Source organism: Bacillus sp. 05T22, from assembly GCF_056396765.1.
Genome location: NZ_JBFTMC010000041.1, coordinates 17519 through 40200, shown reverse-complemented (window position 1 = coordinate 40200; position 22682 = coordinate 17519). Strand labels below are relative to the sequence as shown.

19 protein-coding genes and 5 pseudogenes are annotated in these 22682 nt (G+C 36.8%); 19 read left to right on the top strand and 5 right to left on the bottom strand.

Annotated features, from left to right (window positions below):
• Window positions 1-51 precede the first annotated feature (51 nt).
• On the bottom strand, window positions 52-459 hold the full coding sequence (locus AC1DIT_RS14105; RefSeq protein WP_229161595.1) for a hypothetical protein: 408 nt from the start codon (window positions 457-459) through the stop codon (window positions 52-54).
• A gap of 175 nt (window positions 460-634) precedes the next feature.
• Here AC1DIT_RS14105 and AC1DIT_RS14100 point away from each other — a divergent pair.
• Both AC1DIT_RS14100 and AC1DIT_RS14095 read left to right on the top strand, forming a co-directional pair.
• A pseudogene (locus AC1DIT_RS14100) lies at window positions 635-776 on the top strand (ABC transporter ATP-binding protein); the annotation flags it as partial.
• Window positions 774-1025 (top strand): IS66 family transposase, encoded by a 252-nt coding sequence (locus tag AC1DIT_RS14095; protein ID WP_229161597.1) that lies wholly within the window; start codon window positions 774-776, stop codon window positions 1023-1025. The pseudogene AC1DIT_RS14100 and the gene AC1DIT_RS14095, both read left to right, overlap by 3 nt.
• A 358-nt stretch (window positions 1026-1383) precedes the next feature.
• Here the strand turns inward: AC1DIT_RS14095 and AC1DIT_RS14090 are convergent, their stop codons facing one another.
• The gene (locus AC1DIT_RS14090) at window positions 1384-2961 is read right to left on the bottom strand and encodes an FAD-dependent oxidoreductase (RefSeq protein ID WP_016114454.1); all 1578 of its coding nucleotides are present in this window, start codon (window positions 2959-2961) and stop codon (window positions 1384-1386) included.
• An 846-nt stretch (window positions 2962-3807) separates the two neighbouring features.
• Here AC1DIT_RS14090 and AC1DIT_RS14085 point away from each other — a divergent pair.
• The 10 genes and pseudogenes from AC1DIT_RS14085 to AC1DIT_RS14040 form a co-directional block, all read left to right on the top strand.
• Window positions 3808-5571: an alpha-keto acid decarboxylase family protein gene (locus AC1DIT_RS14085; RefSeq protein WP_016114455.1), complete on the top strand. Its 1764-nt coding sequence runs from the start codon at window positions 3808-3810 to the stop codon at window positions 5569-5571.
• A gap of 680 nt (window positions 5572-6251) precedes the next feature.
• Window positions 6252-7682, top strand: a complete 1431-nt coding sequence (locus AC1DIT_RS14080; RefSeq protein ID WP_016114456.1) for a PQQ-dependent sugar dehydrogenase — start codon at window positions 6252-6254, stop codon at window positions 7680-7682.
• A gap of 291 nt (window positions 7683-7973) precedes the next feature.
• Window positions 7974-8546, top strand: coding sequence for a YybS family protein (locus AC1DIT_RS14075; RefSeq protein ID WP_476998244.1), 573 nt, complete (start codon window positions 7974-7976; stop codon window positions 8544-8546).
• Between the two features lie 73 nt (window positions 8547-8619).
• Window positions 8620-9471 carry a sugar phosphate isomerase/epimerase family protein gene (locus tag AC1DIT_RS14070; RefSeq protein WP_016114458.1) on the top strand — a complete coding sequence of 284 codons (852 nt, stop codon included), beginning with the start codon at window positions 8620-8622 and terminating at the stop codon, window positions 9469-9471.
• Between the two features lie 12 nt (window positions 9472-9483).
• Complete coding sequence (locus tag AC1DIT_RS14065) at window positions 9484-10281, top strand: TatD family hydrolase (protein ID WP_016132733.1); 798 nt, start codon at window positions 9484-9486, stop codon at window positions 10279-10281.
• A 13-nt stretch (window positions 10282-10294) separates the two neighbouring features.
• Window positions 10295-11125, top strand: a complete 831-nt coding sequence (locus AC1DIT_RS14060; protein ID WP_016114460.1) for a sugar phosphate isomerase/epimerase family protein — start codon at window positions 10295-10297, stop codon at window positions 11123-11125.
• The gene (eboC, locus tag AC1DIT_RS14055; RefSeq protein WP_016114461.1) at window positions 11122-12000 is read left to right on the top strand and encodes a UbiA-like protein EboC; all 879 of its coding nucleotides are present in this window, start codon (window positions 11122-11124) and stop codon (window positions 11998-12000) included. Before AC1DIT_RS14060 ends, eboC begins: the two co-directional genes overlap by 4 nt.
• A gap of 32 nt (window positions 12001-12032) precedes the next feature.
• Entirely contained in the window at window positions 12033-13355 is a 1323-nt protein-coding gene (locus AC1DIT_RS14050; protein WP_016114462.1) for an alkaline phosphatase family protein, read from the top strand.
• A gap of 4 nt (window positions 13356-13359) precedes the next feature.
• Entirely contained in the window at window positions 13360-14544 is a 1185-nt protein-coding gene (locus tag AC1DIT_RS14045) for an inositol-3-phosphate synthase (protein ID WP_016132734.1), read from the top strand.
• Between the two features lie 51 nt (window positions 14545-14595).
• Window positions 14596-14832: pseudogene (locus AC1DIT_RS14040) on the top strand (protein-tyrosine phosphatase family protein); the annotation flags it as partial.
• A gap of 223 nt (window positions 14833-15055) precedes the next feature.
• Here the strand turns inward: AC1DIT_RS14040 and AC1DIT_RS14035 are convergent.
• Window positions 15056-15229 (bottom strand): annotated as a pseudogene (locus tag AC1DIT_RS14035) (IS3 family transposase); the annotation flags it as partial.
• Window positions 15212-15415: pseudogene (locus AC1DIT_RS14030) on the bottom strand (transposase); the annotation flags it as partial. The pseudogenes AC1DIT_RS14035 and AC1DIT_RS14030, both read right to left, overlap by 18 nt.
• Before the next feature lie 3 nt (window positions 15416-15418).
• Here AC1DIT_RS14030 and AC1DIT_RS14025 point away from each other — a divergent pair.
• Both AC1DIT_RS14025 and AC1DIT_RS14020 read left to right on the top strand, forming a co-directional pair.
• The gene (locus tag AC1DIT_RS14025) at window positions 15419-15790 is read left to right on the top strand and encodes a hypothetical protein (RefSeq protein WP_016114466.1); all 372 of its coding nucleotides are present in this window, start codon (window positions 15419-15421) and stop codon (window positions 15788-15790) included.
• A 94-nt stretch (window positions 15791-15884) separates the two neighbouring features.
• Window positions 15885-17747, top strand: a complete 1863-nt coding sequence (locus AC1DIT_RS14020) for a type IA DNA topoisomerase (protein WP_476998242.1) — start codon at window positions 15885-15887, stop codon at window positions 17745-17747.
• Window positions 17748-18157: 410 nt separating this feature from the next.
• Here the strand turns inward: AC1DIT_RS14020 and AC1DIT_RS14015 are convergent.
• Window positions 18158-18517, bottom strand: a pseudogene (locus AC1DIT_RS14015) (helix-turn-helix domain-containing protein); the annotation flags it as partial.
• Between the two features lie 365 nt (window positions 18518-18882).
• On the opposite strand from AC1DIT_RS14015, the gene AC1DIT_RS14010 reads away from it, so the two are divergent.
• The 5 genes from AC1DIT_RS14010 (at window position 18883) to AC1DIT_RS13990 (ending at window position 22354) form a co-directional block, all read left to right on the top strand.
• The gene (locus tag AC1DIT_RS14010; RefSeq protein WP_003196899.1) at window positions 18883-19236 is read left to right on the top strand and encodes an ArsR/SmtB family transcription factor; all 354 of its coding nucleotides are present in this window, start codon (window positions 18883-18885) and stop codon (window positions 19234-19236) included.
• Window position 19237: 1 nt separating this feature from the next.
• Window positions 19238-19678: a hypothetical protein gene (locus AC1DIT_RS14005; RefSeq protein WP_003196901.1), complete on the top strand. Its 441-nt coding sequence runs from the start codon at window positions 19238-19240 to the stop codon at window positions 19676-19678.
• Between the two features lie 142 nt (window positions 19679-19820).
• On the top strand, window positions 19821-21584 hold the full coding sequence (locus AC1DIT_RS14000; protein WP_016114480.1) for a SulP family inorganic anion transporter: 1764 nt from the start codon (window positions 19821-19823) through the stop codon (window positions 21582-21584).
• 43 nt (window positions 21585-21627) lie between these two features.
• Complete coding sequence (gene dltC / locus AC1DIT_RS13995) at window positions 21628-21867, top strand: D-alanine--poly(phosphoribitol) ligase subunit DltC (protein ID WP_016114481.1); 240 nt, start codon at window positions 21628-21630, stop codon at window positions 21865-21867.
• Window positions 21868-21994: 127 nt separating this feature from the next.
• Window positions 21995-22354: a zinc ribbon domain-containing protein YjdM gene (locus AC1DIT_RS13990; RefSeq protein ID WP_016114482.1), complete on the top strand. Its 360-nt coding sequence runs from the start codon at window positions 21995-21997 to the stop codon at window positions 22352-22354.
• Window positions 22355-22682: the final 328 nt, after the last annotated feature.

The window sequence follows — 22682 nt, the reverse complement described above, 5'->3', positions numbered from 1 at the left end:
AAAGCAAAGAAGTTAGGTGGGAGATGAACTGTCCGTAAAGGCCCGATTCGTTCAACTAATAATCAGTGGGGGATGAAGAAAACCCCCACTGATTAAAGTTTCACTTTCTAAGGCTTCCTTTTCAATTCTGTCATATAAGTGTACGCTTGATTGATAATCTTTACTTAGGATTGATACAGCTTCAGATTTAGTCAAGGCAAGATGTTCATAAAACATTTTTCTAAACTCTTCTTTAGGTATATAAGGGTTTATACTATTTAAGAATTCAACAATTTCATCCGCATTCGTATACCATTTTTTCTCTGCAGTTGATGCAGCATTTTGATTGCCCGCTTTAGCCGCTTTAACAAGATCTGCAGCGATTACTAAGTGATCTTTTATTAAATTACCATATTTTGTTACTGCATTTTGACCGTAGAAAGGTTTGAGTGAATTTCCCATATCCGGAGCGTTTGGAATTTTCTTACGCGAGTTAAGATAGAGAAATTAAAACTGTTATATGCTTTTTTATATCTTCTTATTATTTTTAAATATATCTATTCTTCCATTTCTTAATTAAGAAAGAGTTAAGTCTCTTTTAAAAGATTTTCCCCATAGTAATAGTATAAGAACACAAGAAAGTTGGTATTTTCACATGAGTACAATAATAAAAACTATTAATTTAACGAAGGTATATGGTAATCAGAAATCAGCTGATAATCTTAATAATAAATGTATAGCGGAGACAGATTTATGGATTCATTGGTCAGAATGGTGCGGGTAAAACAACTACTATCGTTCATGATTGTTGGAAACCATATTTCACCTATACAAAATGTGAACATGTCCTATGTAATGTTCATTTTCTTCGTGAACTAAAAGGTGTGTTGGAACAAACCAACCAAAAATGGGCACAAAAAATGATCGATTTCTTGTTGGGGTACCGCCACATCACAATCAAGCTAAGAAAAGCAAATACCCCCAAAACGAGAAAATTGGCATCTCCAGGTGAAAATGTACAATTTTTTGTTTTGGGGGCGTTATAAAATTCTTAAGTTGATGGGCATGTACACAGACCCCTAATGAGGGATTAATAAAATTATTATATATGCATTTATAAATACGTATAGATCAAGTTGTAGCGAGACTTAAAAAGGACTGGGATGCTGAGATCCTTGCTTTTGACAAAGGTGAGGATCATATTATTAAGTTGGCTGATACATTAACAGAAGGAATCATTAAGCAATTTCCGCAGAAGTTCTAAATAAGAATCAACGCATATATTTTGTCTAAGTACAGTAACTGGGAAGTTTAATGTTGTATTCGTTAATAGTTAAGGAAATTAAAAAAGAAAGCAAAAACAGCTAAACATTGTTTTGGCTGTTTTTGCTTACATAATTTCAGTTAATAACCAGAGTCTTCTGAGGTAAGATTATCTATCATTTTATAATCGTACTTTTGTAATGGTTTTTCAGCAGGCCCCTCAAGTACTTCTCCTGTATACGAGAATCGAGAACCGTGGCACGGGCAATCCCAAGAACGTTCACCATTGTTCCATTCAACTTCGCATCCGATGTGAGTACAAGTTGTATCTACAATATGAAGCTTACCTTCTCCATCTCTATAAGCTCCTTTTCTATGCCCATCGATGTCAATAACAGCCCCTTCATCGTTGGATAGATCATTGATACATTTCTGAGGAATCTCTAATTTCCCTTTAATTAAGTGACCGACAACATTGGTATTTTCAACTAAGAAGTTCTTCAGACTTGGATTCATATGGAAGCGGGAAGGGGTATACAATTCCCGGTACTTGTTCTTTTCTCCAAATATAATATCTCGGAATAAAAGCGCAGCTGCAGTTCCGTTTGTCATACCCCATTTTCTGTATCCGGTAGCAATTAATACATTCTTTTGACCAGAGGTGATTTCACCGATGTAAGGAATCTTGTCTAGTGTAATTAAATCTTGAGCTGACCACCGGTATGCAATATTTTCGAGTCCGAAAACTTGTTGTCCGAATACTTCCAAGGCCTCGTAATGTTTTAATGTCTCTCCTCCTTGTCCTGTTTTATGACTTTCTCCAGAGATAAGGATCATTTCTTCCCCATTAATTGTTGCACAACGGAGAGATCGTTTCGGTTCATCTACACTAATATACATGCCACCTGGATAGTCTTTCTTTGGTTTAGCAGCAATAATATAGGAACGGTCTGCATGCATTCTTGTAGAGTAAAGTCCTGCACCTTCATAAAAAGGGAAATGAGAACAGGACAGAACGTAATTTCCTGTAACCCGAGCTCCTCCACGAGTAAGAACCACAGGCTGTCCGCCAGTCTCAATATTTATCGCTGTCGTATTTTCAAAGATGTATCCGCCTTTTTCTGTAATTATTTGTGTAAGATGAGCTAAATATTTGAGTGGATGGAATTGTGCCTGATTTTTCATAACAAGCGCATTATGTATTTCTAAATCGAAAGGAAGTTTGTTTACAAGTTTGCCTTCAATACGAAGTTCTTCATAGGCCTCTGCTTCTATTTCTAGTTTGAGTGCATATTCCTCTGTTGTGGCATATACATAGGCATCTTGATGAGTGAAATCACAATCAATATGATGTTTGTTAATCGTTTCTTGAATAAATTTTAAAGCATCGATGTTCGCCTCGTAATACAATCTTGCCATGGTTTTCCCGGTATATCGGATCAGTTCATCATAAATTAAATCGTGCTGGGCAGTGATTTTAGCTGAGGTATGTCCTGTTGTCCCGTTCAGTAATTTGTCTGCTTCTATAATAGCGACCTTCAGACCTTCATTCACCAAAAGATAGGCAGAAGTAATGCCTGTAATTCCGCCCCCTACAATAATGACATCGACTTGCATGTCCTTCTCCAGGCAGGGGTATTCTGGTAAATGAATAGTGTTTGTCCAATAAGATTCGGCGTTAAGGGGTAATTTTCCATTGTAATTATCGTTGTTGGTCACTATAAATCCTCCATCCAATGTTTTATAGGTTTATTATTTCCGTTTATTGTAAGTGTAAACTTTGAGTTTTGAAAACAGCAAATTATGATACCGTTTACAATAACAATATAAAAGTAACTACTCAGGTATATCTTTACAGATTTTATAGTTTAGTTTGGGGATTTATCGGTCACTTCGTCGATTTTATCAGTAGGTTTGCAGAATTTATCGGTCTGGGCTACTTGTGATTGATTCTTTATCGGCCTTTTGAGTGATTTATCAATTTAGATGTGCTTTTATCGTAACTAAACAGAAAATTAATTTGGTTTTTAGTGGATGTCTCTAGTTATCTTTCATTTTTAGGGGGYGGCTGAGTAGTTACAAATTATAAACACTCCTTAAAAATGGAAATGATACAATTTTAGGATTTTTAAGATGCGAAGAAGATTGACACTTATTAAGCTAACGGAGGCTTTAGTTTAAGAAAGATTACAAGTCCACATTAATTCATTAAAAGCTAAATGAAAATATAAAAAGTAGTACGTGCGCAAGCTGCAACAATGCATTTTTAAAATTTTAAAGTAAATAATTCGGAGTGTGTTTTTTCCCTGTGATGGACATTGTTTTTTGTTATAAGAAATACATCTCTAATTTGAACGTTTTTACATCGGTTACTTTTTCATAACACATTTGTGCTAGTGTTAAACACTTCCTTAAAACTACGTCCAATGCCTTACTATAGTAGCATTTTTTTAACGCCTTACTTTAGCTCAGTACAACGGATAACCTGTTTAATTAAAGGGAATTATCAAAAAGGGTACTATAAAACAGAACAAGCCCAAGAAATGGATAAGGAGTGAGCAAACGATGGACAACATGATAAATACGGACAGCTTTGGTTTGCAAGGCGGAACTGCTCAAAAAACGGTTGGCCAGTATTTGTTCGATTGCCTGAAACTGGAGGGCATTACCGAAATTTTCGGCGTCGCAGGGGACTATAATTTTACACTTCTTGATACTTTGGAGTGTTATAACGGCATCCGTTTTATAGAAGGGCGGAACGAACTAAACTCGGGCTATGCCGCAGATGGCTATGCAAGAATCAAAGGAATGTCCGCTCTTATTACGACCTTCGGGGTCGGGGAGCTCAGCGCCTGCAATGCGATAGCGGGAGCCAACAGCGAGCATGTGCCAATAATTCACATTGTGGGTGCGCCTCCTGAGAAGGATCAAAAAGAGCACAAGCTGATGCACCACACCCTAATGGATGGGAATTTTGATGTCTTTCGCAAGGTGTATGAGCAGATTACGGCTTATACCGCGGTGCTTACGCCGGAAAACGCCAAGATTGAAATTCAGGCTGCGATTCGCATTGCTAAGGAAAAGAAAAAGCCGGTATACCTGGTTGTGGCCGATGATTTAGTGACCAAGCCGATTAAGGTCCGGGAAGAGCCGGTACCGCCATATCCAACGTCCAACCTAAAAACCCTTCAGGCTGCGGTGAATCATGTCCATCGGCTGCTGGAGCGTGCCCACCGACCGGTTATCCTTGTGGATGTGAAAACCATGCGTTTCGGCCTTCAGACAGCAGCTCGGCAGCTGGCCGACGCCATGAACGTGCCTGTTGTAACGATGATGTTCGGGAAGGGGGCATTCGACGAAACCCATCCAAATTATATCGGAATGTACCTAGGCTCTTTCGGAGGTTCTGAAGTCCAAAGTACGGTGGAAAATGCAGATTGTATCATTGCGATCGGTATGGTATGGGCGGACACCAACACCGCGAATTTTACCGCAAAGCTGAACCCGATGGTAACTGTCAATATTCAACCAGACATGGTTAAAACCGCTGAGGCAGAATATCCGAATGTTCTTGCAGCCGACATGCTACTTGCCGTGCAGAAGGTGGGTTACATGGGCCAAGGTTTGGCAGAAAAATTGTCATTCCCTTACGATCAATTCACAACTAATGCTGACGGGCCTTTAATGGCGGCCGGCTATTATCCACGTTTTCAGCGCATGCTGAAAGAGGGCGATGTTGTGATCGCAGAGACCGGGACGTTCTATAATGGAATGGCGGAGGTGAGACTGCCGGGCAATGTAACATATATTGGGCAAGGAGGATGGCAGTCCATCGGTTACGCAACCCCCTCGGCGTTCGGTGCTATTATGGCTGCGCCGGAACGCCGAGTGTTGCTGTTTACAGGCGACGGCGCCCTGCAGCTAACAGCCCAGGAAATCAGTTCCATGCTCTATTACGGCTGCAAGCCTATAATCTTCGTCTTGAACAACGATGGTTATACGATTGAAAAATATTTGAATGTCAAAACAGAGGGTCAAAAGTATAACCAAATTCCTCAATGGTCTTACACCAGGCTGGCCGAAGCTTTTGGAGGCAACGCGTTTACCGTTACGGTCCGAACCTATGGAGAGCTTGATCAAGCTATAATCCAAGCTGAAACGGAAAGTACCGAAAGACTCTGTATCATTGAAATGATTGCAGGGAATCCAATGGACGCACCTAAATATATGCGACGGATGCGCAGTTATATGGAGAAGCAGGAAATGCAGCGCAGCCAGAAAAAGTCTCGAATAACAAGAATGTTCCTAAAAGATGAATCTAATCTTTAAAAGGGACCCTTAAAAAATAGTTATGTAGAAACTTAGCATTTTTAAGTCATCTCCTTCTATTAGCTCCCTAAAATTTGCTAAGCAATCCGTTCTTGTACTCTCAGATAGACAAAAAAACATCAAAATGATGTTTTTTAACTTAAGGGTCACTAAACATCTCCATTAAGTTAAAAAATTGGTTTTACCCTAAAGCGAAAAAAGTGAGCTTAATTTTTATAAATAAATGTAGAAAAAATTTCGTTTTAGTGCATTTTAAAATCTTAAGTTGATGGATGTGGGGGCCGTCAGGAAAATGCGGATTTACAACGGTAAGCTTATTTTCAAGACGATTCCCCCACTTTTAACAAGTGTAGCTTTGGAATAAAGTTTGATTAAATATACTTAATAAACCTTGATAAAAGAGCACATAGAAAAAGCGTGTTTTGAAAAAACTTGATCAAAATACGCTTTTTTTATATTCAATTGAGTCATTCTTTTATAAAAAATTTTGATGATTTTTGTGATTCTTTCTCAATTAAAGCACCCGATTATGGAAGATCTTATTCAAGATAAACCCCGTTACCTTAAATGATTAATTCACAATATTATTAAGTAAATTCCCTGGCCCTAATTTGATACTAATAGAACCGTTCTAATCATATTCTTATAATAGAAAACAATAAAAAGGGGTGGGAAGTTAGTTGATAAAAGTAAAGGTGAGTTTACGACCCATTGTAAGTAAGATAAATTTACCCACTGTTTTGAAAACAACTATACTTCCGGGTGACTCAATTGAAAGATTATTTATTGCAACCCAGGTAGGAGAAATCTTTTACATAGGAAACGGAGTTATAAGGACTTTTTTAGATATTCGCCCGCGAATCATAAAATTAGGTAATTCTGAACAAGGTGTTTCTGGTATTGGATATGATGAACGGGGATTGCTAGGGCTAGCGTTTCATCCGGAATTTTATGATAACGGTTTGTTTTATCTTCATTATTCAGTAGCTGGAACACAAGGTCCAGGGGCTTTTCCTGAATCTTTTAAGCCTAACCCGTGTGATCCCAGAACTTTAAACCTAAGATGGATAAATAGAGAAACTCAATATGATCATATTGATACAGTTGAAGAATGGATTTTACAATCGAATGCTCAACCTCAAAAAAGACGGACATTACTTAACATAAGAAGACCATTTTTTAATCATAATGGTGTCAATAGCTTAAACTTTTCACCTGAAACCGGAAAACTTGTTTTAACAACTGGAGATGGTGGATCAGGCTATGATCCATTTAATTTAAGTCAGGATGATATGGAGATAGCTGGTAAAATAATTGAAATTGATGTAGTTAAGAATACATTTATCAATAATCCACCCGTAGTCACGCGTTTTAATGAACTTCCCTTACCTATTCAGGAAACGCTTACGGTAATTGCCAAAGGGGTTCGCAATATAACAGGCATTTCATTTCAAAGGTTTTATAATCAGTATATCAAATATGTGGGAAATGTCGGACAGGATTTGGTAGAGTCGATTTTTTCATTCGTTCATTATAAACCAATACCGGTTACTCAGCTTATTCAAGCTTCTTTAATGAGATCTAAACCTGACCAAGAAGGGTTTATTAACTTTGGTTGGCGAGGGTGGGAAGGTGATTTTCCTACTTCGTTTATAAGGGGCTGTTCTGCAAATCCGACTTTGGATGAGAAAACAATTGCTTATTACAATGAAACAGTAAAAACTTCAGTGAGGCGTCTTCAGCCTTTAACTAGTTATTTTCATAAAGATCCCCGATCCGATAAGTTTGGAGGAACTGCACTTACAGGAGTCCAGCCATATATGGGGAATGGAATCCCAAATTTAACGGGAAGCGTTGTGTTTACCGATCTTGCCCAGAATGAAGAATCTCGACCTCCGGTTAGAGGAGTTTTAGCTTATACCAAGGCAAGTACGGATTGTAAACTAAATGATTTTAGTGTTATTGAAACCGATTATAATTTTGGATCTCAATCAGCTTATTATGTTAATTTGGGAACGAATCTGGATCAAACCAGATTATATTTAGGGGTTTATGGCTCTATGAAAGTGACTGATTTTAACCAAGGTACTATTTTTGAAATTGTTCCATGATTTATAACTATAAAATTCGACGGCTGGAGTATTTTTCATATATTTACTACATTTATGACGATAAAGACAAAGAAGGAAAAAATTTAAAATAAGGCTAATTGTAGCTTTAAAATTCTTTTATCGTATCTGTACGATACATCGTAATCCCCCTAGAAAAAGCTTCTATTTTTAAATATTCATGGAGAAACAGTCCTCATTCCAATTGATTACTAACAGGTAATACCGCATAAAACACAAGGGAATGAATAGTATAGAAAGTGATGAATTGGATATTTTTAGGAGGTGGTTTTAATCAGTCGGTTTGTTCGTTATTGGTATCAATCGATGATAGAGACAGATACAAACTATGTTCATGTAAGAAAAATGAATATTGCAACCAAGTTAGTTATTACAGCCTTACTTAGTACATTTGCCACTATGTTTCAATCAGCGGGGGGCTTTATGCCTGGTATAGGCTATCTGATTAGTTTTCTAGCGACATTACCAATTTTTTTAGCTACTTGCTTTTCTATCCGCCAAGGAATCCTCTCTTATACCCTTACGATTTTCCTATTATTTATTATTCAGCCGAGTGAACTAATTATCTTTCCCTTTACAACAGGTTTATTAGGTATAGCGATAGGTGTGGCCTTTTTACAATTGAAGAGGAGAATTGTGGTTGTTTCCTTTTCATCAATATGTCTACTTACGGGTATTATGGTGATTMTGTATGTATTCCGTTTTCCAGTGCTAGGTCCTACTGTTGATACAACTATGGATTCAAAGGTTATTGCAATAATATGTATATTGAGTTTTCTTTACTGCTGGATCTTCGCGGAACTTTGTAGAATACTCATGAATAGATTGTGTCAGGCATTGCCTTAACAGTTGAGTAAAATCTTTTTAAACGAATAAGCGTTGTAATGCCACATATATTTCAAAAGAAGGAGGAGACAAGATGAAGCTGGCGTTTAGTACAAATGCATTTACAAGATACACATTGCCCGAATCTATTTCAGAGATTGGACGTTTGGGGTATAAGGGCGTGGAAATTTTAGCGGATGTTCCCCATGCTTTTCCACCTTTACATACTGCCCCTTGGGTTAATGATGTGCAAAAAAGAATAGAACAATATGATCTCGAGGTATCAAACATAAACGGAAATACGGCAGCTGGATTTTTTTTGCATTCTACTGGAGAACCTACATTTGAGCCGTCCTTATGTAACGCGAGAGGAGAGGTGAGAAATCAGAGAATTGGATATACGAAGCAGTTAATAGATTTAGCTGCAATGGTAAATGCAAAAAACATCAGTATTACAAGTGGTAGGTGTCTTTCTGAAAACCCACCAGATCAGGCCATTAATCATCTGATAAACTCATTAATGGAAATTATGGACTATGCCGAACGACGCGAAATCAACGTAGGGATTGAATACGAACCTGGTCTTCTAATAGAAAACGGCAAAGAATTGAGTGAACTGATTCAAATAGTAGGGTCAAATAGGCTAGGAGCAAACCTCGATCTCGGGCATGCAGACGTAATAGGAGAAGATATTCCTGCTCTATTATCAAATTTAAAGTCACGAATATGGAATATCCATTTAGAAGATATCGCAGATCACAAGCACTATCATCTTATACCTGGTAAGGGAAACATTGACTTTAATCAATTGTTTAATCATGTAAAACAAATCGAATATACAGGATTCATTACAGTAGAATTATATACCTACAGCGACAATCCGGTTATGGCAGCAAAGGAATCTATCGAATTCCTTACACCATACTTTAAGAATAGCCATTTATGAGGGGGGAAACCTATGAAATATTTTGATCCGCATATCCATTGTTACTCCCGCACAACAGATGATTATGAAAATATGAGTCTGGCTGGCGTACGCGCTGTTGTGGAACCAGCGTTTTGGCTTGGAAGCGAACGCCGATATCCTGAGACCTATTTTGATTACTTCCAACATTTGCTTACCTTTGAGCCGCAGCGTGCTAAGCAATATGGAATCGATCATTATTGTTGTCTAGCTATGAATCCAAAAGAAGCAAACAACCTTGATATTGCCTATCAAGTCATCGATGGACTGTCCGAGTACTTGCAACATAAGCGGTGTCTCGCGATTGGGGAGATTGGTTTTGATAGAATTACTGTAGAGGAAGAAGCCGTGATGCGCAGGCAACTGAAATTGGCTAAGAATCTCCATATGTTGGTTATGGTACATACCCCCCACCAAAATAAGCGGGAGGGAACAAGAAGAACGATAGAAATCCTAAAGGAAGAAGGACTTGAACCTGACAGGGTATTAATAGATCATAATAATTCAGATACTATTGATCTTTCCGTCGAGTATGGTGGTTGGAGCGGGATGACAATTTATCCGACGAAAGTTTCAACTGGCGAGGCAATTGAAATCGTCGAACATTACAGCACAAATAAGATCATGATCAATACGGCAGCGGACTGGGGCCCGTCTAATCCTCTTAATGTAGTGAAAACTGCGTTTGAGATGAGAAAGAAAGGGCATGCGGAAAATATCATCCAAGAGCTGGTCTGGAATAATCCGGTCCGTTTTTATGAGCAGTCTGGAAAATTGAAACTAGATTCATAAGGGGGGGAAGACCATGAAACTCGCATATAGCAGTAATGGATTTAAAAGATTTGACCTGTTAAAAACAATCGACTTATTAGCTGAAATCGGATATGAAGGAATAGAAATCTTACTAGACATCCCTCATGCTTTTCCACCCGAAGTGACCAATGAGAAGGTAGACATGATTAAAGACAGGTTGAAGCAACGAAACATGATTATATCAAATTTGAATGCGTTCATGTTGTATGGAATAAAAGATAATTGGCACCCGTCTTTTGTTGAGGCGGATGAAGTAGAACGAAGGCAGCGTATAGAACATACGCATAACTGCATTGACTTGGCTCGAAAACTCGGTGCAAAGACATTGTCTACCGAACCAGGGGGACCACTCATCAATGTAGGAAGGGAATGGGCAAATAAAGTTTTTATTTCGGCAATGGAGGAATTAGCTGACCATGCTGAAAAATCTGGTGTGACAATTCTTGTTGAACCGGAGCCGGACTTGCTGATTGAAACATCTGATCAATTTATTGAATTCAAGAAAGCTGTTCCCTCCGAGGCAATTGGATTAAATTTTGACATTGGACATTTCTTTTGTGTTGGAGAGGATCCGGCTACATTAGTTCATAAGTTGTTGCCCTATACAAAGCATTATCATCTGGAGGATATTGCCGAGGACCGTGTTCACGAACATCTCATTCCAGGGCATGGTGCTATTCCTATTCTTGAAGTTTTACAATCTATAAAGAAAACGGGCTATGATGGTTTTGTTACCATTGAATTATACCCCTATGAAAGTCACGCGATACAGGCTGCCACGGAATCTTATGACTATGTGCAAAGCATCCTTAACAGCCTATGAGAAAGATTCGCACTTATTTTGAGCTCATACGATTTCCGAATACCTTTACAGCTATGGCAGATATATTGGCAGGTACTTGGATTACAGGGGTAGTTTTAGATCAGAGCTACTTCATTCAGATTATCCTTCTCATATTTGCAAGTGCATGTATATATGCGGCAGGAATTATTTTAAATGACTTTTTTGATTTTGAAATAGATAAGAAAGAGCGGCCTGAAAGACCCTTAGCGTCTGGCCGCATCTCACTTCGTTCAGCGCTGCGTTTTAGTCTTGTACTCCTTATGGCTGGCGTTGCATCTGTATGCTTTGTGTCCAAAATAAGTTTTTTGATTGCATGCATTCTCATGGTTTTGGTATTCGTTTATAATCGCTATTCAAAGCATCATGACGTATTTGGACCGTTGACAATGGGAATTTGTAGAGGAGTCAATTTGTTATTAGGATTAAGTGTGGCACCAGATAAGTTAGCGCAATTTTGGTGGATAGCGGGATTAGGATTTATATATATTTTCACTGTTACTGTGATGTCCAAGGGTGAGGTTGGAAACGGCAGCCATCCGAATCGAGTAAGAATTATGGCAGGGGCGGTTTTAACGTGTGCTATTGTTATTCTATTCTTGCAATTCGATGGTACAAGGGGAGCAACAGTTATTGCTGTAATCTTTTTTTTGTTATGGACTTTTTCAGGGATTGTACCGGCACTAGCAAAGCCGACATCACCTAACATTAGAAAGGCTGTCGGAACATGTATACTAGGTCTTCCGTTATTGGATGGGGCGATTGCTGCTCCATTTGGAGGATGGCCAGCATTTCTTTCTGTATCCTCTTTCCTAATTCTGAGTTATATCATGTCTCGTATCTTTCCGGTCACATAGATGAAAGGATGGTATCTTTGGAGAACAAAAACGTGGTTGTATTAGATATTATCAGTTTGACAGCGGAACATCTGAATGACGTCGAATTAACTCCGAATATTCAGGAATTATTAGAGGATGGTCAACACGCAAGAATTAAACCAGTATTTCCCGCTGTAACCGGTTCAATACAAGCTACTTATATCACTGGAACTCCACCAGCTGAACATGGCATTATTTGTAACGGCCTCCCAAACTTGGATACTAAAGAAATTACAATGTGGAATCAGACGATGGTTCCAATTCAAGGCGAAAAAATCTGGGAGAAGTTGAAGAAAGAAGACCCGACAGCTGAAACAGCAGTGCTATTTTGGCAGTTCAGCAAGCTGAGCACAGCAGACTATGTAGTTACACCTGCCCCTATCCATCTCGATAAAAAAATGATCTTGTGGTGTGATTCGAAGCCGAGGGACTTATACGGAAAATTGAGGGAGAAATATGGGGAATTTGACCTAAAAAGTTTCTGGGGCCCACTCTCCTCTGTCAAGTCCAGTGAATGGATCTTACATGCAGCAATAGATGTATTAGAAGACTACAAACCAAGATTATCGCTTGTATATTTACCCAATATAGATTATAACGCGCAAAGGTTTGGACCGAATAGTGAAGCAGCAAGAAAAGCGATTAAAGAAATTGATGATTTGATTGGAAACTTTATTGGGCAACTGGAAGAGCGCGGATTGAGGGATCACACACGTCTTGTTATCTTATCAGAATATAACTTCAAGTCAGTTAACCGACCTATCCTTATCAATCAAACGTTGAACAAAGAGGGATATGTGGCAATCAAGCATGTTGAAAATATGGATTTTCTCGATTTAGAGATGTCGAGGGCCTTTGCTTTGGCAGACCATCAATTGGCACATGTGTATATTCAAGACCCACATGATATAGAGGCAGTTAAGGAAATTCTCGAAAAAATCCCAGGTATAGCCGAGGTATGGGGAGAGGAGGAAAAGCGAGCTCATAAGATTGATCATGAGCTTTCAGGTCAGTTAGTTGTAATTGCAGAACCCGACAGCTGGTTTGTGTACTACTGGTGGTTGAATAGCGAACAGGCACCAGAATTTGCATACACTGTGGATATTCATAGGAAGCCCGGTTATGATCCAGTTGAGCTGTTTGTAAATCCAAAAACATTCCAAATCCCACTAGAGCCGGATCGAATCAAAGGATCTCACGGTTTGCCGCCAAAGGACGAAGGGGATTATGTATCACTTGTAGTAACAGGGAAAGATTTTGAACTTCCAGAAACATTAGAAGCGACCGAAGTCCATGACTTATTGTTACAACTTTCAAGAAAAAAGAAGAGGTGAAAAAGTGACATATCAAACGGGTGTGTTATTCGTGGGGATACTGGGTGCGGTTGCAACAACAACGATTTCCGGACTTTTTGCAGTCAATCAAAATCTTGCTCCGTTAAGGGGAGTTATTTCTTCAGAGAGGGAATTTGAGACGCTGCAGCTAACTCCGCTTGATCAGATTGCTTTTGGTGGATGGGATATACAAAAAGATTCATTGATAGAAGCAGTAAAAAGACATGGTATCATTCAAGAGCCTATTTTGCAGAAGATTGAAATAATTCTCAATGATGTTCCTGTTTGGCAAGCGCCACTGGCTAATGTGAATGATTTTGTCAAAGGAGTATATAGATTGAAAGGAGAGCCTGAGACTTTAGAGAGTGCAGTGGATAAGATCCAAGAAGACATCGAGGCATTTAGGAAAAAATATGATCTTGAGAGAATTGTTGTGATAAACACCGCTTCAACAGAAGAAAAAACAAAAACTCATTCATTATATCAATCATTAGAAGCATTTGAGACCGGATTAAGGGGAAATTCACCGGATATTCGACCAGGTATGCTTTATGCTTATGCGGCAATGAAGGCAAAATGTGCTTATGTGAACTTTACGCCGAGTGTGACGGCTGAGATACCGGTGCTGCAGAAGCTTGCAGAAACTCTGGGTGTTCCGATAGCAGGGAAAGATGGAAGGACAGGACAGACTTTATATAAACATGTTTTAGGGAAAATGTTCAAACAGCGAGGGTTGAATATTGTCGGATGGTACAGCACGAATATCCTAGGGAATCAAGATGGTGAAATTTTGGATCATCCAAGGCATTCTTCAACAAAGATTGATTCAAAGTCCATTGGATTAGAACGTATATTAGGCTACAGTCATTTTGATCATAAAGTTAGAATTGATTATTTTCCTATCCGAGGAGATAGAAAAGAAGCATGGGATACGGTTGACTTTGAAGGGTGGTTAGGAGAGAGGATGACAATGAAAATCAATTGGCTAGGAATTGATTCTATTTTAGCTGCTCCCCTTATAATTGACCTTTCCCGGTTTATGGATCATGCACTTCAGAAGGGGAAGACAGGAATAATGGAACACTTATCACTCTTCTTTAAATCCCCAATTGGAACAGATGAATATGCCCTTGATCAGCAATACCAAACGTTATTGGAGTATGTGAAACGTTTTGAATACAATGCTTAATCTCCTTGGTGGCCTTGACTATGTTGGAAGTCAAAGCAAATGAGCTGTTTCCAATCAGTAAGAAGTGCAATTGGAGCAGTCAAAGAGGCTGTAGAACAAGGGAAAATAGTATACTTCCATTGTTCAGGTGGACGTAATCGTACAGGTACAGTTGCAACTGGTTTATCATTGGCGCTCGGGCATGCTTCTAATGTAGATGAAGCGGAACAACAAGCAAAAACGATCCGTCCTGTCACTAGTATTAAGCCAAAATTAAAACAAGTGCTAACCAATCTGTACCAGAACTAACAAAAAGCATGAATAATGAGTATCTGTATCAACAAAAAGGGCAAATCTCCTAAAGATTTGCTCTTTTTATTGATAATTTACATATTCTTCAACTTCTTTAATTAATTGAGTTGGTCTAACTTTTAGAGTTCTAGCTAAGGAAAATAGCGTATTTATTGTCGGTCTGCTTTGTCCTCTCTCTAAATGGATTTGAGTCAATATTTTGGACACAAAAAAGTTAAATCTAAGCTACATTTTTAGCTAGATCTTCTATTGCTTGGGGAGTTTTATAACCAATGCTACTATGGATTCGCTTGCGGTTATAAAATCCCTCAATATATTGAAATAGTGCTAGATTTGCTTGTTCAAATGTGACATATTGTGTACCATACACTTCTTCTTTCTTTAAAATCTCATTCTCCTCTTTCAGACGAAGCATTTCTTTTTGCATTCGTTTCAGGTCTTCTGGAGTCATTTCTTCCTCATCAATCGTTGTGATAGGAGAATATTTTTTAATTCATTTATAAATTGTTACTTCTGATACACCATACTCGCTGCTTAACTCTTTAACAGATCGGTGTGAATGATATAATTCAACAGCCATCTAGTGGATAGGTTGGTAGAGAAAATAGGGGTTTTACAAAGTAATTTAGCAGATATTTCAAGGCAATTGGATCAGAAAAATGATATAATAAAAAACTTGGAGAATGAAAATGAAAAATTAAACACGTTATTAGATGGATTTTTTTATATGCTTGTTGGATCAGAAAAAGAATTAAAAAAAGTAATAAATACAGGGGAAACAAAGTGTGAAGCAATAAATTATGCTTTGACAGAAACTTTTGGTAATCCTATTATGTATATTGAAAAGTTTAGTGAAAATGTAGATATGAGTAATCCAAAAGAAGATCGAGATAACATTATACAATTAAAATCTGAAAATAGTATAAATATTCAAAAAGATGATTATGATTGGTGAAAAATCTTCGTTTTGAATATTTTTTTGACTTTTAAAAAAAATCGAGAAGTGTTAATACCTTATTTTATAAGGAATAAAGGAGAGTGACCTATAAATGGGATACGTATTAATACTCGCCGAGAAACCAGATCAAGGTTTGGCCCTTGTTTCTCAATTTAAATATCGCCGAAAAGACGGCTATTTAGAAGTAGAAGCAAATGAGTTATTTCCAAATGGAGCTTACTGTACATGGGCAATTGGTCATTTGACGCAGTTATGTAATCCGGAATATTATCACACTGAGTGGAAAAAGTGGTCACTCGATACATTACCAATGATTCCGGAACGTTTTCAATTTGAAGTTACAAAATCAAAGTATAAGCAATTTAATGTTGTGAAACAGCTGTTACATAATCCGCAAGTGACGGAAATTATTCATGCAGGTGATGCGGGGCGTGAAGGGGAATTAATTGTACGAAATATTATCAATCTTTGTAACGTGCAAAAACCGATGAAACGTCTATGGATCTCCTCCTTAACGAAGCAAGCGATTTACCAAGGATTTAAAAATTTACTTGATGAAGCAGATACAATCAATACGTACTATGAAGCATACACACGATCATGTGCCGACTGGGTGGTTGGGATGAATGCATCGCGTGTCTTTAGTATTTTGCTAAAGAAAAAAGGAATGAATGATGTGTTTTCGGCTGGTCGTGTACAAACACCGACATTAGCTTTAATTGTGAAACGTGAAAAAGAAATAGAAAACTTTAAATCAGAGCCGTTTTGGGAAGTGTTTGATTCTAACTATGTAACACAAGGAGAAGCAGCAACGTTTCCTGACATCTTACAAAAATTAAGCCAGTTTGAGGAATATAAAGAGTTATTACCGGCGCCGATTGAGTCCATTATGAATAATAAGCGATATGTGAATGAGAAAAAGGTTACAGATCACTATGCAATTATTCCAACAGAACAAGTGACAAATCCAAATAAACTATCTGGCGATGAAAAGAAAATTTACGATATGATTGTAAGGCGTCTCATTGCRGCTCATTATGAAGTTGCGATCTTTGACTATACAACAATTACAACACTTGTTGATAGCCGTGCTGAATTTATTTCAAAAGGGAAACAACAAATTCAAGAAGGATGGCGCAAAGTTATTTTCCAAGATGATAAGGACGATGAAACCATTCTTCCAATCGTAGCAGAAGGTGAGCAAGGAAAAGCTGTAACGGTGAAAGTGAAAGAAGGAAAAACACAGCCACCAAAGCGTTATACAGAAGGGCAGCTTATTACGCTAATGAAGACAGCTGGGAAATATTTAGAAAATGAAGAGCTAGAGAAAGTATTAAAAAAGACAGAAGGGTTAGGCACTGAGGCAACCCGTGCAGGCATCATTACAATGCTGAAAGATCGTAAGTATATTGATGTGAAGAAAAATCAAGTGTATGCAACAGATAAAGGAAAAGTATTAATTACCGCAATTGGTGATAAAATTTTAGCTTCTCCAGAAATGACTGCGAAGTGGGAGCAGCGTCTTGCTGAAATTGGGGAAGGCATAGCTTCTCCAGCAACCTTTATGGAACAAACGAAAAAGCTATCAGCGAAAATTATTGAAGATGCAATTGAAATGTCAGAGAAGTGGGATTTTACTGGATTACATGTTGAATCAATTGAACGTAAAGGATCGAAGTTTACAACAGGTAAAAAAGTAGGGGAATGTAAAAAGTGTGATGGTGATATAATCGATAAATCAACTTTTTATGGGTGCTCGAACTATAATACAACACAATGTGATTTCACGATTTCGAAAAAAATATTAGGGAAAACAATTTCGCAAAAGAATATGACTAAGTTATTAAAAGGTGAACAAACAGATTTAATTAAAAGTTTTAAGAAGAATGATAAAACTTTTGATGCGAAATTAGAGTGGAAAGAGAATAAAATCAATTTTGTATTTGAGAAGTGAGAGTGTTAACAAATAAAAAAGTCCTTTACTGTGTAAAAAGGTTCTGTAACAAGATGGAGTGCTTTTTTCGTATATCTTGCGTCAAGACAATATAAGCCATTCAGAATAAGAATAACTATACAAAGGTTTTATTTTGGGAATTAATGTTCACGAATTAAAAAGGTGTTTAACAAATAATAAAGCCATTTAAAAGATAATAAAATAGCATTGCACGTTGATTCTAATATAAAACAACGTGTGATATGAAGTATAACTTTGCATAAAATGCAGATTTATGCTTTCTTTTTGTTGTACAAAGATATGTTTCATCAAAGGTTGCTAATTCAAACTTTGATTATAAAAAAGCGGGAGGATTTTTTATAAGAAATCCTTTAGCTTAATAAATAACCGTGTATTTAAAATTAAGTTACATTCGGTTTGAATCCAAATTGAGGGAAAGTGAGACTATTATAATCTTTATACTTTTTCAATTTTGGATAGCCCACATCCCCACGAAAAAAGCCATCATATGCCTTTTCCAATCGTAAAAATACTTCTTGTAAGGGCTGTGATGGCACTTCTTTGAGAAAAGGATACCTCTTCTTATCGATTACTTGTCGCTTTTGCATATCAGAACGTGTATACAATTGTTTGTTTTCCTTATATTTTCTTTGTTTATCTAAAAGAGCAGAGTTATAAGTTTGACGACAATATTGTAGCCAACGATCTAACGTTTCTTTTTGTTCTTTGGTTGCGAAAATCTCGTATTTTTGGCTTAGCAACATTGTCATCCCCTCCCCCTTTTTTCGATATAGTTTTTCAGATTCCTAACACAAAACAGAATATACGTTCCTTTTTCTGCTAGTATACACAAAGTTACATAAAAAGGAAATAGAAACTTCGTGCTATGCACGACCAACGTTCATCTCCTCCCTATCACCTGGGCTATGCCCTACACGTGCTTGAGGAAGGGGACTTCTGTTGGAGTACTGTTAAAATAAGGAACTTTGTTCTGGTACAAAAAACAGTTAGGTTTTTAAAGTTTCGAAATTTATATTGAAACTTGTAAGTTTTAGAAGTATCATATACATATTCAAACATTTGAAGATGTATATGATGGTTTTTCAAATTAAGGATAAATAACGGAGGCGTTTGAATGGGAAATGAAATGCAACAATTTAAAGCTGATTTTTTTAAAGCCTTATCACATCCTTTGCGAATAGGTATTCTTGAATTATTATCAGAGGGCGAAAAAAGCGTAAATGAAATGCAAACGATTCTTAATAAAGAAGGTTCAGCTGTTTCTCAACAACTTAGTGTACTACGCTCAAAGAACATTGTTGTTGGTACGAAAGATGGAAAACGAGTTTTATATTCCTTGCGAGATCCTATGATTGTGGATTTACTGGTAGTTGCTAAGAAAATTTTTAACAACCATTTAATCGATACAATTTCAATGTTAGAAGAGTTGGATGAAACAGAACGTGAAGTGATGAGTAAGGAGGATTAGATTGAGTATTGAAGTTAAGAAAGAGGATATTATTCAATACGGAATGGAACTATTTCGCTCAATAGGAGCTCATCACGTTTGTAAAGTTTGTATTGAAAGTGGGAATTCTTGTTGTTTTTTATGCCAACATTTGCAAGAAGGAGTAGGATGTCAAAAGAGAAATACGGCTTGCACAGCTTGGCTATGTGGGATGCAATGTTTTTTATTTGATCAAATCGGAATATTGGACGAGTGGAATCGTTTCTGGAATGAAGTTCCAGGGCAAATGTTTCGTAGAGATATTACCCCAGATATAGTAAAGGTTACATCGTTTATAGATATGAAAAAATTAAATAATCGAGATGGATTACTTTTAGCAGAAAGGTTAAAATCCTACATGCAAGAAGGTGGAGACATAGGGAAATTAGAACGACATTTAAGCAAAACGTATAGCCAATACTAGACTGATATTTTCTTGTAACGAGATAAAGAACTCTTGTACAAAAGTATGAAACATACATTTAGGATTCAAATTTATCACAAGAAAATATTCTTTCAGAAGAAAAGAAGCAAGATTTATTAAAAATAGAAAAGAAGGTTTTGTAATGAAAGGGTTATTTACAGGAAGGTTTGAAGGATATTCATTAGGACATTTTCAAAAGGATCTTCTTTCTGGAATGATTGTCGGAGTTGTCGCGATTCCACTTGCTATGTCTTTTGCTATAGCTTCTGGTGTTAAGCCGGAGTATGGAATTTATACAACATGTATTGCCGGGATACTCGTTTCGTTATTTGGTGGTTCAAAGTATCAAATTGGAGGGCCTACAGGTGCTTTTGTTCCAATTCTTTTAGGGATTGTAATTACCTATGGGTATGAAAATTTACTACTGGCCGGTTTATTAGCCGGAATTATCTTATGCCTTATGGGAATTTTTAAACTAGGATCTTTAATTAAATTTATCCCGCGCCCTGTAACAATTGGTTTTACATCAGGTATTGCTGTTAGTATCTTTACGGGACAAATTGCTAGTTTTTTAGGTCTAACAGGTATAAAAAAGCATGAGGCATTTATAGCAAATCTAAATGAAATCTTTATCCATATTGATACCATCAATTTTTATAGTATTATAACTGCTTTGATTTGCCTTTTTGTTATATTGATAACACCAAAGATTTTTCCAAAAGTACCTGGTTCATTAGTAGGTGTTGTTATTTCAACTATAATTGCTGCTGTATTTTTCTCAGGGCATATACCTACTATTGGCACAGCATATGGTACGATTCCAAATACACTTCCTCATTTTGGTATACCAGAAGTTACATTAGAGCGGATACAACAGTTAATTGGTCCAGCATTTGTTATTGCAATGCTGGGTGGTATTGAATCCCTTTTATCTGCTGTCGTAGCAGATGGTATGACAAATAGTAAACACAACAGTAATAAAGAACTGTTTGGTCAGGGTATTGCTAATATTGTTACACCGTTATTTGGAGGAATTCCTGCAACTGGAGCGATTGCCCGCACAGCAACCAATATCAAAAGTGGAGCCGTATCTCCGATGTCAGGTGTGATTCATGGGGGATTTGTGTTATTTACGCTTCTATTGTTAGCTCCATATGCTTCGCATATTCCTCTTGCTAGTATGGCTCCCATTTTAATGGTAGTAGCTTGGAATATGAGTGAGCAAAAACACTTTGTTCACATACTGAAAATGAAGACAGGGGATTCCCTTGTATTACTTGTAACTTTTTTACTCACTGTATTTACTAGTTTGACAACTGCTGTAGAAATCGGTCTTATTTTAGCTATTATTTTGTTTACAAAACGTATGAGCAATATGCTCGTTATATCTAAAGTGCTTCCTGATCACACAAAAAAGAACGAAAAATTGCTACCACATGTGGTAAGTAAAGCTCATGATTGTCCGCAAATTAGTATTTATACAATAGAAGGCCCATTATTTTTTGGCGCTGCTCAGACGTTTGAACAAAACATTTTAGCAACCATTCATTATAAACCTAAAGTTTTAATTTTACGTATGGGAAAAGTTCCTTTTATTGATACAACAGGAGAATCATACTTTAGGAATATTGTCCAGCATTTTAAAAAACAAGGTGGCGTACTTCTCATTTCGGGAGTTCAATCAGAATTAAAAACAACTCTAGACAAGAATGGATTATACGCTGAGATTGGAGAAGAAAACTTTTTTGATCATACAGGAGAAGCGATTAACTACGCTCTAGAGCATTTAAATACGAAAAAATGTATAGGGTGTAAGCATTTCGCTTTTCGTGAATGTACCGGGCTTTCTCAGCAATCCCAGGAAGGGAATACAATAAATAATAAAGCTAATGCACTAGATTTTTAAGAAGAAATGTATTATAAATCATGGATATAAAGGAGAATAAATAATGTCTGAATTTCAAGATCAAGTATTAAACATTTTAGAAGAAGTATGTGAAAATGATATCGTAAAAGATAACCCAGATGTGCAATTATTTGAAGAAGGGATTTTAGATTCTTTTGGTACGGTATCTTTATTAGTAGAATTTCATGAACGTTTAAACATTGAAGTGTCTATCTCTGATTTTGATCGCGATGAATGGGCGACACCAAACATGATTATTAAGAAATTGAAAGAAATTCGATAAAAATAGAAGTTTGAGAAATGGATAAGAAACAGTTTAACTTCGTAAGTGTTTTTCTTATGAAGTCGTAAAAAGGAAATTGAAAATAATTCATATATATTAGAATGATAACAAGTGGAGGAAATAAAATATGTCTAATTTACCAAATTGTCCCAAATGTAATTCAGAATACACTTATGAAGATGGGAATCTTTTCGTTTGCCCAGAATGTGCTCATGAGTGGACTTTAGAATCAGAAACTGAAAATAGTGAAGATACAAAGGTAATCAAAGATACAAAGGTAATCAAAGATGCAAATGGAAATGTACTAAACGATGGTGATTCTGTAACAGTCATCAAAGATCTTAAAGTAAAAGGAACTTCATCAGTTATAAAAATCGGTACAAAAGTAAAGAGTATCCGCTTAGTTGATGGAGATCATGATATTGATTGTAAAATTGATGGTTTTGGAGCAATGAAATTAAAATCTGAATTTGTTAAAAAGATATAAGTGTTGCTTTGTAATAAAAGATAAAAAATCTTTACTACTTGGAAAACATGTTGATTTTGCTATTTATTAGTAAAGAACTGTTTATATAACGATAGAGGGAAGGTGTTGTGATGATACGCAACACCTTCTTAAATATTGATGTGGAATTATATAATAATAGGAAAATTGAGTCTCTATTAATATTTGTATATCTAAAAATGAAAGAAAAGTTCGAAAGTAGTATTGCAATATATTATCCTTGGGGCTATAATAAATGAAAAGAATATCTAACTTTTAAGTTAAATATTCAGAATCTTCAATTAGTTAAATTTGGAAATGAGATACGTTA

Excerpts from the sequence above, each read along its gene's own strand:
- AC1DIT_RS14085 (WP_016114455.1), top strand. The coding sequence starts at position 3,808 with ATGGACAACATGATAAATACGGACAGCTTTGGTTTGCAAGGCGGAACT.
- AC1DIT_RS14070 (WP_016114458.1), top strand. The coding sequence starts at position 8,620 with ATGAAGCTGGCGTTTAGTACAAATGCATTTACAAGATACACATTGCCC.
- AC1DIT_RS14065 (WP_016132733.1), top strand. The coding sequence starts at position 9,484 with ATGAAATATTTTGATCCGCATATCCATTGTTACTCCCGCACAACAGAT.
- AC1DIT_RS14060 (WP_016114460.1), top strand. The coding sequence starts at position 10,295 with ATGAAACTCGCATATAGCAGTAATGGATTTAAAAGATTTGACCTGTTA.
- eboC (WP_016114461.1), top strand. The coding sequence starts at position 11,122 with ATGAGAAAGATTCGCACTTATTTTGAGCTCATACGATTTCCGAATACC.
- AC1DIT_RS14010 (WP_003196899.1), top strand. The coding sequence starts at position 18,883 with ATGGGAAATGAAATGCAACAATTTAAAGCTGATTTTTTTAAAGCCTTA.
- AC1DIT_RS14000 (WP_016114480.1), top strand. The coding sequence starts at position 19,821 with ATGAAAGGGTTATTTACAGGAAGGTTTGAAGGATATTCATTAGGACAT.
- dltC (WP_016114481.1), top strand. The coding sequence starts at position 21,628 with ATGTCTGAATTTCAAGATCAAGTATTAAACATTTTAGAAGAAGTATGT.
- AC1DIT_RS13990 (WP_016114482.1), top strand. The coding sequence starts at position 21,995 with ATGTCTAATTTACCAAATTGTCCCAAATGTAATTCAGAATACACTTAT.